At 61.9% G+C, this 13,368-nt stretch carries 13 protein-coding genes; 2 read left to right on the top strand and 11 right to left on the bottom strand.

From position 1 onward, the window contains the following. The first annotated feature begins 23 nt into the window (after positions 1-23). Together ACYVHK_RS00065 and aceK are read left to right on the top strand one after the other, a co-directional pair. On the top strand, positions 24-629 hold the full coding sequence (locus ACYVHK_RS00065; protein WP_460526301.1) for a pseudouridine synthase family protein: 606 nt from the start codon (positions 24-26) through the stop codon (positions 627-629). After that, entirely contained in the window at positions 629-2,389 is a 1,761-nt protein-coding gene (aceK, locus tag ACYVHK_RS00060) for a bifunctional isocitrate dehydrogenase kinase/phosphatase (protein WP_460526299.1), read from the top strand. The genes ACYVHK_RS00065 and aceK overlap by 1 nt, the downstream gene beginning before the upstream one ends. 77 nt (positions 2,390-2,466) lie before the next feature. On the opposite strand, the gene ACYVHK_RS00055 is transcribed toward aceK, so the two are convergent. The 11 genes from ACYVHK_RS00055 to ACYVHK_RS00005 all read right to left on the bottom strand — a co-directional run bounded on the left by ACYVHK_RS00055 (position 2,467) and on the right by ACYVHK_RS00005 (position 13,206). After that, positions 2,467-3,768, bottom strand: coding sequence for a NupC/NupG family nucleoside CNT transporter (locus tag ACYVHK_RS00055; protein ID WP_460526297.1), 1,302 nt, complete (start codon positions 3,766-3,768; stop codon positions 2,467-2,469). Between the two features lie 75 nt (positions 3,769-3,843). Beyond that, on the bottom strand, positions 3,844-4,785 hold the full coding sequence (locus ACYVHK_RS00050; RefSeq protein ID WP_460526295.1) for a DMT family transporter: 942 nt from the start codon (positions 4,783-4,785) through the stop codon (positions 3,844-3,846). 255 nt (positions 4,786-5,040) lie between these two features. Next, positions 5,041-6,537 carry an exopolyphosphatase gene (gene ppx, locus ACYVHK_RS00045; protein ID WP_460526293.1) on the bottom strand — a complete coding sequence of 499 codons (1,497 nt, stop codon included), beginning with the start codon at positions 6,535-6,537 and terminating at the stop codon, positions 5,041-5,043. Between the two features lie 101 nt (positions 6,538-6,638). Then, complete coding sequence (gene phoU / locus ACYVHK_RS00040) at positions 6,639-7,337, bottom strand: phosphate signaling complex PhoU family protein (protein ID WP_460526291.1); 699 nt, start codon at positions 7,335-7,337, stop codon at positions 6,639-6,641. Between the two features lie 100 nt (positions 7,338-7,437). After that, positions 7,438-8,094, bottom strand: a complete 657-nt coding sequence (gene rpiA / locus ACYVHK_RS00035) for a ribose-5-phosphate isomerase A (RefSeq protein ID WP_460526289.1) — start codon at positions 8,092-8,094, stop codon at positions 7,438-7,440. A gap of 35 nt (positions 8,095-8,129) precedes the next feature. Beyond that, a complete protein-coding gene (locus ACYVHK_RS00030) occupies positions 8,130-8,747 on the bottom strand; it encodes a MarC family protein (RefSeq protein WP_460526287.1) in 618 nt (205 codons plus the stop codon). A gap of 84 nt (positions 8,748-8,831) precedes the next feature. Further along, entirely contained in the window at positions 8,832-9,182 is a 351-nt protein-coding gene (locus ACYVHK_RS00025) for a RidA family protein (RefSeq protein ID WP_460526285.1), read from the bottom strand. Between the two features lie 65 nt (positions 9,183-9,247). Next, positions 9,248-10,444: a DesA family fatty acid desaturase gene (locus ACYVHK_RS00020; protein WP_460526283.1), complete on the bottom strand. Its 1,197-nt coding sequence runs from the start codon at positions 10,442-10,444 to the stop codon at positions 9,248-9,250. A 57-nt stretch (positions 10,445-10,501) separates the two neighbouring features. Next, a complete protein-coding gene (locus tag ACYVHK_RS00015; protein ID WP_460526281.1) occupies positions 10,502-11,827 on the bottom strand; it encodes a mechanosensitive ion channel family protein in 1,326 nt (441 codons plus the stop codon). Between the two features lie 3 nt (positions 11,828-11,830). Continuing rightward, positions 11,831-12,328, bottom strand: a complete 498-nt coding sequence (gene rfaE2 / locus ACYVHK_RS00010; protein WP_460526279.1) for a nucleotidyl transferase family protein — start codon at positions 12,326-12,328, stop codon at positions 11,831-11,833. An 8-nt stretch (positions 12,329-12,336) separates the two neighbouring features. Further along, complete coding sequence (locus ACYVHK_RS00005; RefSeq protein WP_460526276.1) at positions 12,337-13,206, bottom strand: ferritin family protein; 870 nt, start codon at positions 13,204-13,206, stop codon at positions 12,337-12,339. Positions 13,207-13,368: the final 162 nt, after the last annotated feature.

The following is a 13,368-nucleotide window of genomic DNA, read 5'->3' as shown; positions in this document are numbered from 1 at the left end:
AACCCCTCATCTCTGCCAGTTGCATGCCCGAACTCATACTCTTCAACAAGCCTTACGGCGTGATCACCCAGTTTTCCGGGCACGATCAGCACCCTACCCTGGCGGATTTCATCGACGCGCCCGGCTTCTATCCGGCCGGCCGGCTCGATACCGACTCGGAAGGCCTCTTGCTGCTGACCAATGAGGGACGGCTGCAGGCGCGCATCGCCGACCCCGAACACAAGTTGCCCAAGACCTACTGGGTGCAGGTGGAGGGCACGCCGGACGACGATGCCCTGGCAGCGCTGGCGCGCGGCGTGGACCTGGGCGACTTCATCACCCGACCCGCCGAGGTCGCACGCCTCGCCCCGCCCGAGCTGTGGCCGCGCAACCCACCCATACGGGTACGCCAGACCGTGCCCGACAGCTGGATCAGCCTGACCATACGGGAAGGCAAGAATCGTCAGGTCAGGCGCATGACCGCCAAGGTCGGCCTGCCCACCTTGCGACTGGTGCGGGTCCAGGTGGGGGAGTGGTCCCTTGCCGACCTCGCGCCAGGCCAATGGCGCCGCCTGACCCTGGACCTCGCCGACCTGCCCAAGGGCAAGCCGCGCTCTTCGCCTCCTCGCCGTCCTTTCAAGAGACCCTGATGCTGATACCTGCCGGCCAACACCCCAAGGCGATCGCGATCGCCCATGCATTGATCGAAGGCTTCGATCGTCACTACGGCATCTTCCGGGAGGTAAGCCGGTTGGCCAAGACGCGCTTCGAGACGGGCGACTGGCACGCCGTGCAGCGCGCCTCCAAGGAGCGGATACGCTTCTACGACGAGCGCGTGGACGAGTGCGTCGCCCGCCTGCACGAGGAATTCCACGCCGACTGGCTGGACGACGATATCTGGCAGCAGGCCAAGCTGCTGTTCATCGGCATGCTGGTCAACCACAAGCAGCCGGAGCTGGCCGAGACCTTCTTCAACTCGGTGTGCTGCAAGATCCTGCACCGCAACTACTTCCACAACGATTTCATCTTCGTCCGGCCGGCCATCTCGACCGAATACATCGAGTCCGACCCGCCGACCTACCGCAGCTACTACCCGCGCGCCGGCGGCTTCCGGCAAAGCCTGCGCCGCATCGTCGAGGATTTCGGCTGGCAACCGGCTTTTGCCGACCTCGAGCGCGACATCGGTTACGTCATCGATACCGCACTGACCCACCTGGGCCAGCAATGGCCCGAGATCGAGGCCAACTTCCAGATCCAGGTCCTGTCGAGCGCCTTCTACCGCAACAAGGCTGCCTACATCATCGGCAAGGCGGTCAACGGCGGCGTCGAATACCCCTTCGCCGTACCGGTGCTGCGTGACTCGCAAGGACGCCTGCTGCTCGACAGCCTGCTGCTCGAGCCGCGGCGCATCGCCGTGCTGTTCTCGCTGAACCGGGCCTATTTCATGGTCGACATGGCCTCCCCCTCCGGCTACGTGGGCTTCCTGCGCTCCATGCTGCCGTTCAAGCCGAAGGCTGAGCTGTACACCATGCTGGGGCTCGCCAAGCAGGGCAAGACGGTGTTCTACCGCGACCTGATGCACCACCTGCGGCACTCGCGCGATGACTTCATCGTGGCGCCGGGCATACGCGGCCTGGTCATGCTGGTGTTCACGCTGCCGTCCTTCCCCTATGTGTTCAAGCTGATCAAGGACGAGATCGCCCCGACCAAGGACGTCACCCAGGAGATCGTCCGGGCCAAGTACCAGCTGGTGAAGCAGCACGATCGGGTGGGTCGCATGGCCGACACGCTGGAATTCAGCAACGTGGCCCTACCCAAGGCACGTTTCACCGAAGAGCTGCTGCAAGAGCTGCGCAGCCTCGCACCCAGCCTGCTGGAAGAAGACGGCAACGAGGTGGTGATCCGCCACCTCTATATCGAGCGCCGCATGGAGCCGCTCAACCTCTACCTGAACCGCGCCAGCACCGAGCAACTGGAGCAGGCCGTCGCCGACTACGGCAATGCCATCCGCGAACTGGCGACCGCCAACATCTTCCCCGGCGACATGCTGTTCAAGAACTTCGGCATCACCCGCTATGGCCGGGTCGTGTTCTACGACTACGACGAGATCGAGTACATGACCGACTGCCAGTTCCGCGAGATTCCCGAGGCCCCCTCGCCGGAAATGGAGATGGCGAGCGAGCCCTGGTATCCGGTGGCCCGCAACGACGTCTTCCCCGAGGAATTCGCCCGCTTCCTGCTAGGCCCGACCGAAATCCGCCGGGTGTTCCTGCAGCACCATCGCGACCTGCTGAACCCCACCTTCTGGCGCGCCCGCCAGGAGCGTATCCGGGCCGGTCATGTCGAGGACTTCTACCCCTACCCGCCGGAGCTGCGTTTCTGCAATCGTTACGCCAGGACGGGCGATTGAATGACAACGGCCCGCACTAGGCGGGCCGTTGGACTTACCGATGGCTTCCCGCCGCCCGTAAAGGGCCGCAGGAGCGCTTACAGGCCGGTCAGGAAGATGTTGGCCAGGCAGGCGGTGCAGAGGCCCGCCAGGATGGCTGCAAACAGCGCGCGCATGCCGATGGCGCCCAGATGCTTGTGCTGGTTCGGCGCCAGCGACGAAATCGTCGCCACGCAGATACCCACCGAGCTGAAGTTAGCGAAGGACGCCAGCGCGAAGGTGGCGATCACGGTGCCGCGCTCGGACAGCAGATGCTGGGACTGCATGCGGGCCATGTCGAGGTAGGCGACGAACTCGTTGATGACGATCTTCTGGCCCAGCAGGGAACCGATATGCAGCGACTCGGTCCAGCTCACGCCCATCAGCCACGCCACGACACGGAAGGCCTGGCCAAATACATACTGCAGCGACAGGCCGTCAAAGGCACCGCTGGTGGACGCCACGATCCAGGCATTGATGCCGGCCCAGTCGCCCACACCATGCAACAGGTGATTGCTGAGCGCGATCAGCGATACGAAGGTCATCAGGATGGCACCGATGATCACGGACAGTCGCACGCCGTCCGCCGTGCCGTGCACGATGGCATTGATGAAATGACCATGATTGGCGTGCTCGTACTCGAGCTTGCTCGGCGCCTGCGGGTCGCGCTCGGTCTCCGGCAACAGCATCTTGGCAAACAGGATGGCGGCCGGTGCATTCATCAGCGACGACAGCAGCAGGTAGGACGCAAACTGCGCCCGCGCGGCCGCATCGCTCCCGCCCAGGAAACTGATATAGGCCGCGAGCACGGTGCCGGCCAGATGGGCCAGGCCGCCGGTCATCATGGTCATCAGCTCGGAGCGCGTCATATTGGGGATGAAGGGCTTCACCAGCAGCGGCGTCTCGTTCATGCCCAGGAACACATTGCTGGCGACCGACAGGCTTTCCGGCCCGGTCAGGCGCATGGTGCGCTTCATGATCCAGGCGAACACCAGCACGATCTTCTGCAGTACGCCAAAGTGGTACAGCAAGGCGCTGACCGCAGCGAAGAACACGATGATGGGCAGGACATTGAAGACGAAGATGAAGCCGAGCTTGCCCTCGGGGGAGGCCAGCTCGTTGCCGAAGACGAACTTGGCGCCTTCCTTGGCAAAATCCAGCAGGGTCACGAAACCCACGCTGATGGACTGGAACAGTTGCCGCACGGCCGGCACATGGCTGACCAGGAGACACAGCGCCACCTGTAGCAGGATGCCGTAGGCGACAAGGCGCCAGCTGATGGCACGTCGCTGCGCCGAGAACACATAGGCCAAGCCGAGCAGGCAGCTTATACCGAACAGTGACTGAATGATGCTGAGCATCTGCCTGCACTCCAAATGATCGAAGCGGCGGATTCTACGAATCACGCCGCCCGGACACTACTAGTTATTGTGGTTTCAGCGGGAGACGGGCTTTTGCACCACAGTCGTGCTCGGTGTCAAGGAACCCTGCGCCCAGTACAGACCGCTGAAAATGATGGCAAGGCCCAGCACGTGATACAGCGCCAGTACCTCACCCAGAAATACACCCGCCCCAACCGCGCCAAAGGCGGGAATCAGATGCAGGAAACCAGCCGCCCGGGTCGGCCCCAGGGTGGCGACCGCGCGCATATAGGCCGTCAGCGCCACCACCGAGGGGAAGATACCCAGGTACAGGAGGCTCAGGCTGTTGCCAAGCGTGATCGCCGGCAGGCCCACATGCGCCACTTCCCAGACAAAGAACGGCAGCAGCATCACGAGGCCGATGGCAATCGTCAGCCACAGCACGGCAAAGCGGTCCAGCCCCTCGGGCAAGCCGCGCAGCAACAAGGTATAGGCCGACCAGCAGGCGAGGCCTGCCACCACCCAGATATCGCCATGGTTCAGATCCAGGCTCAGAAGGCGGGAGATATCGCCATGACAGACGATGAGGAGCACGCCCAGCAGCGAGGCCCCCATGCCCGACCATTCGCGGCCGGCCAGGGGCTTACGCCATACAACCCAGGCCAGCAGCATGACCATCAGAGGGATCAAGGCATTGAACAGCACGGCATTGGTCGCATTGGTGTGATGCAGGCCGACATAGATCAGGGTATTGGAAGCCGCAATGCCGTAGCCGCCGAGCCACAGCAGACGCTTGCGCGCCTTCCACAGCAGGCTGCGCTGGGCAGACAGTTGGGGCCAGGCCAGCGGCAATAGCACCAGCAAGGCGATCAACCAGCGACCGAAAGCCAGGGTCACCGGTGCAATATTGGCGTGCATGGCACGGGCGAGAATGAAGTTGCCGGCCCAGCAGAAGGCGGCAAAGACGAGCAGCAGGTAAGGCAAGGCGGCCGAAGACGGCAGCAGACGGCGGAACATGGGGTGCGACCTCGGGTAGAGGGTTCAAGCGACCCGGCGCTTGTGGCACCGGGAAATCAAGCGGGTCCGCGGCTCGGATGTCGAGGCCGGGTCACCGCCAGCACGCAAGGCCTATCCGGCCAGAACGCGCAAGGTCGCGGATTCTAAAGGAAAAACGCCGAAAATCCAGTGAAATTTGTGCACCGCAACAGTGCACACTCGCCCCGATAGATGGCGGCATGAACGCCGGCCGGCGTCGGGCCGGCAAGGCGTCGATCAAACCCAGCGCTGGAAGTTGGGCGAGAGCTGCAGCAACTGGCCGATATCGCGCCACTCCTCGGCCTCCTGCAGCAGGGCGGTATGTGTCAGCGGATTGGCTTCCAGCCACTCGTCTGGCGCATCCAGCCGGAAACCATTGCGCAACGCGGAGAGCTTGATGGGGGGAAGCGGCCGCTCGATACGGCTGCGGCAGCAGATGGCCGCCAGCCGCAAGGACAGCACCCGGGCCCAGCGATCGACGGTCAGGCCGTTGCCAAGCTTCTTGAGACCGCCTTTGTGACCGAGCACCAGCAGCGCCAGCCGGCCCTGCTCATGACTGGAGAAGCCCGGCATGTCGGCGTGCTGCAGGATGTAGGCGGAATGCTTGTGATAGTTGGAGTGCGATACCGACAGACCGATCTCGTGCAGGCGCGCCCCCCAGAGCAGGATGTTCAGGTCAACCTCGGGATCAATCTGCAGGCTGCCCGCCAGCTGCCGGTAGGCATGCTCGGCAACCTTGGCCACCCGGTCCTGCTGGCCCATGTCCACATGGTAGCGCCGCTTGAACTGGGTCACCGTGACCTCGCGCAGGTCACGCTGATGCTGCCGGCCGACCAGGTCGTACAGCACGCCGTCGCGGAGCGCGCCAAGCGTGATGCACATCTTCTGCACCCCGAGTTCGGCGAACACCGCCGCCATGATGGCGAAGCCACCCGGCAATACCGGCCGACGATCCGGTCGCAAGCCATTAAGCTGCACCGCATCGATATGACCGGCCTTGAGCAGGATGCCGCGCAAGCGCTCCATCCCTTCCAGGCTGATGCCGCCCTTGCTCAATTCGTTCAGTTCCATGATGTCGCTGAGCGAACGGGCAGTACCGGACGTCCCGACCGCCAACTGCCAGTTGTCGCGGCTGAAATCATGGACGATGGACTGCAGTTCGCTGCGCGCCGCCAGTTCGGCATCACGAAAGGCCTGGCGAGTCAGCTTGCCGTCGGGAAAGAACTTGAGGCTATAGCTGACGCAACCCATCAGCAGGCTCTCGGTTTTCAGGGGCTTGAACTGGTGGCCGACAATGAACTCAGTCGAACCACCGCCGATATCCACCACCAGCCGCTTTTCCTTGCCGGCAGGCAGGCTGTGCGCAGCACCGATATAGATCAGGCGGGCTTCTTCACGTCCCGCGATCACCTCGATCGGAAAACCCAGCGCCGCCTCGGCCCGCGGCAGGAAATCCGCGGCATTCTTGGCCACCCGCAAGGTATTGGTCGCCACTACCCGGACATGCTCCGGCGGCATCCCACGCAGGCGCTCGCCAAAGCGGGCCAGCGCCGACAGCGCGCGAGCCTGCCCTGCCTGATCGAGGTTGCCCTTGCCATCGAGCGCAGCGGCGAACCGCACCGTGTCCTTGAGGCCATCCAGCAGATAGATCTGGTCGTCCACGACACGGGCGACCTGCAAGCGGAAGCTGTTGGAACCAAGATCGACGGCGGCGATGGTGTGCGATGGGCTCATCAGTCTTCTTCAGGCGAGCGGGGATGGGCGGATTGTCGGAAGGGAATGCACAAAAAACAAGCCCCTCGCGCAGGCGAGGGGCTTGCGGTGGGGAAATCGGTCTATTGGACCTGCTTTTCGATCTCTTCCAGCGGACTGTGCCGGACATCGATCCCCTTGACGAGGTAAACCACGTATTCAGCCACATTCTTGGCATGATCACCCACGCGTTCGATCGCCTTGGCGATCTCGATGATCTCCAGCGCGAGACTGATCGTACGCGGATCTTCCATCATGTAGGTGATCAACTGCCGCTGGATGGCCTTGAATTCCTCATCCAGCTTGATGTCCTCACGGGCAACCTGGCCGGCCACGGTCGGATCCAGCCGGGCGAAGCCGTCCAGCGCACTGCGCAGCATGGTCAGGGCAATGCCGGACTGATAGCTCAGGTCGGACATGCGCGGCACCGCCACACGGCCACCTTCGTAGATACCACGGGCACGGGTGGCGATCTTGGCGGCCTTGTCGCCAATGCGCTCCAGATCGTTTACCGCCTTGTTGACCGTCAGCACCATACGCAGATCGCTCGCCGCCGGCTGGCGACGGGCAATGATGTGCATGCAGTCGTCGTCGATCTCGACATGCAGCGCATTGACGCGGTTCTCGGTCTCCAGCACCTTGGCAATCAGGTCCGGGTCGCCAGTCTCGAGCGCCTTCATGGCATCACGGAACTGCTCTTCGACCAGACCGGCCATGGCCAGGATCTTGCCGCGCGCGGCTTCAAGCTCTACATCAAACTGCTTGGAAATATGTTCGGACATGGTGGGCAACCCTCGTGTACTTGGCGTGTACTGACGCCACTAGCTTGGCACGGCAGTGTATGCGCGCCAAACGAAATTTCCGTTACAGTTTTCTTACTTATTACTGATAAGTTTGAACACCGGTGGCGGTACCCAGCAACAGCACGTCAGCATGGCGCTGGGCGAACAGGCCATTGGTCACGACCCCGACGATCTGGTTGATCTGGCCTTCCAGCTTGCCCGGCTCGCTGATGCTAAGACCATGAACGTCGAGGATTACATTGCCATTGTCGGTCAGTACGCCTTCGCGATAGACCGGTCGACCACCCAGTTGCACCAGTTCGCGAGCCACATGGCTGCGCGCCATCGGGATCACCTCCACCGGCAGCGGGAAGGCACCCAGCACGTCGACCAGCTTGGTTTCGTCGGCGATGCAGACGAACTTCTCGGCCACCGCCGCCACGATCTTCTCGCGGGTCAGTGCCGCACCGCCACCCTTGACCGCTTGCAGATAGCGGTTGATCTCATCGGCGCCATCCACATAGATGGGCAGGCGGTCGATCGCATTGAGGTCAAAGACCGGAATGCCGTGCGACTTAAGCCGGGCCGCCGAGGCCTCCGAGCTGGCGACAGCCCCGTCGATACGGCCCTTGATCTCGGCCAGGGCATCGATGAAGTGGTTGGCAGTCGAGCCGGTGCCTACGCCAACGACACAGTTTTCAGGTACGAAGGCGATCGCAGCACGTGCGGCAGCACGCTTCATGTCATCGAGGGTCATCTCAGGCTCCGGGGGCTATCAGGGGATAGGCGCAATTATAAAGGGGTTGCCTTGTGCAGTTGCAGCAGAAAGGTCTGTATTCCGTTCAGCAGCATCTCGATGGCGATCGCGGTCAGGATCAAACCCATAAGCCGCTCGAACGCCATGGTGACCTGCTCGCCGAGAAAGTCAGCGATCTTCTCGGCAAAGCCCAGCACGATGGCCGAGACCAGCATCGCCACCGTCAGCGCGGCGATCCACTCACCCATGCGTTGCGGCTCGCGGCTGACCAGCAGCAGCACCGTGGCGATGGCGGAAGGACCGGCGATGAAAGGGATGGCCAGCGGCACCAGGAAGGGCTCGCCCTTGACCTGATGCGCAAACACGCCCTCAGGATGCGGGAAGATCATCTTCAGCGCGATCAGAAACAGGATCACCCCGCCCGCGATGCCTAACGAGGTTTCGCTGACATGCATGATCTCCAGCACATGGCGGCCAAAGAACAGGAAAAACAGCAGGATGCCGAACGCGAAGATCACCTCACGGATGATGATGCGGCGACGGCGCTCTGGATCGACCTGCCGCAGCAGACCGATGAACAGGGGGATATTGCCGAGCGGGTCGGTGACCAGGATCAGCAATACGGTAGCGGAGATAAAGGAGGAGGTTTCCATGACTTACAGCATAGTGCGAAAAACATGACCCCCGTCCGCAATGCGCAACGGGGGTCCGGAGCCAGCCACGGGGCTGGCGCTTGATTACAGCGCGGCGACGATCTTGATCTCGACCTTATAGTCCGGCGAGGCCAGGCGCGACTCCACGGTAGCACGGGCCGGCGTGTGGCCCTGCGGCACCCAGGCCGACCAGGCTTCGTTCATGGCATCGTAGTCGGCAATGTCGGCCAGCCAGATCTGCGCGGACAGGATCTTGGTCTTGTCACTGCCGACCTCACCCAGGAGCTTGTCGATCATGGCCAGCGTTTCCTCGGTCTGCGCCTTGGCGCCTTCCTTCAGCGTCCGCTCTGCGACCTGACCGGCGAGGTAGACGGTATTGTTGTGGACGACGATCTCGGACAGACGGGGACCGACGTGATAGCGCTGGATGGACATAGGTATTCCTCGGTGACAAAAGCAACGGGGCGGCCACAGGGCCGCCCCGGCGGTACATCCAGCTATTATGCCAGCGCTACGCCACGGAGTCGCAACGAGAACTCGCGAAGGGCTTCAATACCGCTGGCCTCGGCCCGCGTACACCAATCCTGCAACTGCTTGAGCAATTGTTCCTTGGAGGCAGACGAACGCTCCCACAGGGCGGTCAGTTCCTGACGCATCCTGTAGACGGTATCGAGCACCTTGGATTCCGCCAGCAAGGCATCGAGCTTCGCCTGGTCGACCAGCGGGGTGTCCTTGCGATCCTGCTTGAGCCAGCGCTTCATGGCCCGCTTGGGGTTGAACTGGAAATGCGGCATATGGGGTGCACGCTCGCGCAGGTGTTCCACTTCCAGCGCCACGGTCGCCTTGAGCTGGCGCGCATAGGCAGCGGCAATTTCGTAGCGGTTGGCGATCACGGCCTGCAGCGTATCGAAGTCCGCCTCGGCCTTCGGCACTACCGCCTTGACCGACGGCGCAACACGACGCACCTTGGCCAGACCCATCACTTCCAGGGTACGGATATAGAACCAGCCGATATCGAACTCCCAGCTCTTGTTCGAGAGCTTGGCCGAGGTACCAAAGGTATGGTGATTATTGTGCAGCTCTTCGCCACCGATCAGGATGCCCCAGGGCACGATGTTACGGGAGGCATCTTCGTTCTCGAAGTTGCGATAGCCCCAGTAGTGGCCGATACCGTTGATGATGCCGGCCGCAGTGATCGGGATCCAGATCATCTGCACCGCCCACATCCAGATGCCGTTCGGTCCGAACAACACCAGATTGATGATGGCCATCAGGGTCACACCCCACACGCTGTGTTTGGTGTAGACATTGCGCTCCATCCAGTCGTCCGGCGTACCGTGGCCGAACTTGTCCATGGTTTCCTGGTTCTTGGATTCGGCGCGATACAGCTCAGACCCTTCCAGCAGCACCTTCTTGATGCCCAGTACCTGCGGGCTGTGCGGATCGTCCTCGGTCTCGCAACGGGCGTGGTGCTTGCGGTGGATTGCTGCCCACTCCTTGGTCACCATGCCGGTGGTCAGCCACAGCCAGAAGCGGAAGAAATGGCTGGGGATGGCGTGCAGGTCCAGCGCCCGGTGGGCCTGGTGGCGATGCAGGAAGATGGTGACCGATGCGATCGTGATATGCGTCAGCACCAGGGTGACAACGATATAACCCCACCATGGCAGGTCTATCAGGCCGTTGAGCCAATCAAACATGGAAATTCCTTGTGGCAAACATGGGCAAACGGCCGGATTCTACGCTGAATCAATTACCTAGCGCGCGCTCGAACTTTGATCAACCGCAAAAGTACCAGCCGGTTCGGTACCGACTACATACAGATCGCGTCGCGGATAGGGAATCTCTATACCCTGCTCCTTGAAAGCACGCCAGATCTTCATATTGATCTGCGAGCGCAAGGTCGCCGAGCCCTGATCGGGGTCACAGATCCAGAACGCCAGCTCCATGTCGATTCCGCTCTCGCCAAACCCTTTGACCAGTACTGCCGGCACTGGTTCGGCCAGAATGCGCACCTCGCCTTGCACCAGGCTGGCAAGCAAGGCGCTGGCGGCTTCCAGATCGGTGTCGTAGGCCACTTGGATGGGTATGGCTACCCGCAGCAGGCTGTCCGAATGCGAAAGATTAAGCACTGTGGAGGTGATCAATGCCTCGTTCGGAATGATGGCTTCGCCACCGTCGCCCAGCTTGAGCAGCACATAGCGGGAGGTGATGCTGGAGACGGTGCCCTGCCGGCCATCGATGATCACCACGTCGCCGATCCGGATGGAACCGTCGAGCAGGATGATAAAGCCGGACACATAGTTGCTGGCGATCTTCTGCAGACCAAAGCCGAGGCCGACGCCCAGCGCACCACCGAACACCGACAGCACGGTCAGGTCTATCCCCACCATGGGCAGCGCGATCATGACGGCCACCACGACCAGCATCGTACGCGCCACCTTGGTGATCACCACCCGCAGGCTGAGGTTGAGCGACACGGCAGACATGACCCGCCGCTCCAGCAGACGCCCCAGCCACATCGCCAGCAGCAGCGTGACCGCCACCGATACGACGCCGTTGATGATCATCATCAGCGAGATATGCTGCTTGCCCAGCGGGAAGGAAACCCCTTCCAACGCATCCTGGATATCCGGCAGGATGCCGCTGATATGCAGCGCGAACACGATCCAGATCAACCAGGCCAGGGGACGCAAGGCGCGCTTGACCCATAGCGACTGGATGAACGACTCCTGCAACAGATAGGCCAATGTTCGCACGACCAGCATGGCCAGCAGCAGACTGGAAGCCAGCCGCAACAGATTCACGCCATGGTCGGTACGCACCAGCGCTATCGCAATATCAATACCGATCCAGAAGATCAGCGGGAACAGCACCCGCGCCACCCCTTCGGAGCCCAGCTTCCAGCGTGCAGCGCCGGCCTGCCGCAGACGGGGACGCAAGGCCCCGCTCAGCAACCACGATAGCAGCGCAGTACCGAACAGGATGCCCAGCTGTATCAGTAGACGCGGCTCGGACCAGCCGGCCTTCTGGATGTCATCGAGAAAATCATAGAGGGGGGTGGTATGGCCTAGCGGATTCATGCCTCAGCTCTCAGCAGCACGAATCTTGCGCAAGGTCTCGGTGGTCGATGTCTGGAACAGGAAGGGGATGGAATGCACCTGCCCGCCACCGGCCAGCACCTGCTCGCTGCCGACGATCTTGTCGGGCGTCCAGTCGCCGCCCTTGACGAGGATATCCGGGCGGATGGTCAGGATCAGCTCCAGCGGCGTATCGGCATCAAACCAGGTCACCAGGTCGACCGAGCCCAGCGCCGCCAGCACAGCGGCACGATGTTCGGTCGGATTGATCGGCCGGTCGCTACCCTTGCCCAGCCGCCGTACCGAGGCATCGGTATTGACCGCAACAACCATGGCCGCACCCAAGGCACGCGCCTGGGCCAGGTAGCTGACATGGCCACGGTGCAGGATATCGAAACAACCATTGGTGAACACCAGCGGTCGTGGCAAGGAAGCAAGGCGCTCGGCAAGTTGCTCGGGCGCGCAGATTTTCTGCTCGAAGGCAGGGGCGTTATAGGCTGTCATGGGCTCAATTATGCCGCAGCCAGACCTTTCCCGCTGTCATCCCCATTGCCCAGCTGTCGCTGTATTTCCTTACGATAGAGATTGAGCTGGCTGACCGTCTCGAAGGTCCGGTCGAACAGGCTCGACAGATTGCGCAGAATGCCGCCCACCACGCGAGCCTCCCAGTCGCGATCAAACATGATCTGCCGATCCAGCCAGTACTCCAGCCACTCCGGGTCCGGCAGTCGGCTCTGTATGGTGTCGCGCGGGAACAGGGACTGGTTGACGTGCAGATTGGTCGGATGCAAGGGCTTCGCCGACTTACCGCTGGAGGCCATCAATACACCTATCTTGGCAAAGGCGTAGCGCGCCTCATCCCCAAGGCGCTCGATCGCACGCTTCATGTATTTGAGATAGGCACCGCCATGGCGGGCTTCGTCCTGCGACAAGGTCTTGTAGATATGCTTGATCACCGGCTCGGTATGCCACTCGGCGGCACGCCGGTACCACTGCGTCAGCCGTACCTCACCGCAAAAGTGCAGCATCAGGGTTTCCAGGGCCGGTGCCGGGTCAAACTCGAAACGCACCGCATGCAATTCCTGCTCGGTCGGGACCAGTTCCGGACGGTAACGCCTCAAATACTCCATCAGGACCAGCGAGTGCTTTTGCTCCTCGTAGAACCAGATCGACATGAAGGCCGAAAAATCACTGTCGTCGCGGTTGTCACGCAGGAACATCTCGGTCGCCGGTAAGGCCGACCACTCGGTAATGGCATTCAGCCGGATCGTCTGCGCCTGCTCGTCACTCAGCGCGGCAGGATCAAAGTCGGCCCAGGGAATATCCCGTTGCATGTCCCAACGGGCCTTTTCCAGCGTGGCGTAGAGTTCTGGATACAGCATTCGACAGTACCTCCAAGAGCTGGTTAGACACCAATCCGAGAGCATAAGCTAACGTACAGGACAGATTTGTGACAAGCGGTGTCAGGTAAAGCAGATGCCAAACACCAAGCCCCGCGGGTTCACCGCGGGTGCTTGGTCTGGTTCAATGCGCTTATCTCGCGG

The sequence above is a fragment of the Chitinimonas naiadis genome, from assembly GCF_054780835.1.
The sequence above is the reverse complement of the archived record's forward strand: the minus strand, read 5'-3'. Positions and strand labels throughout refer to the sequence as shown.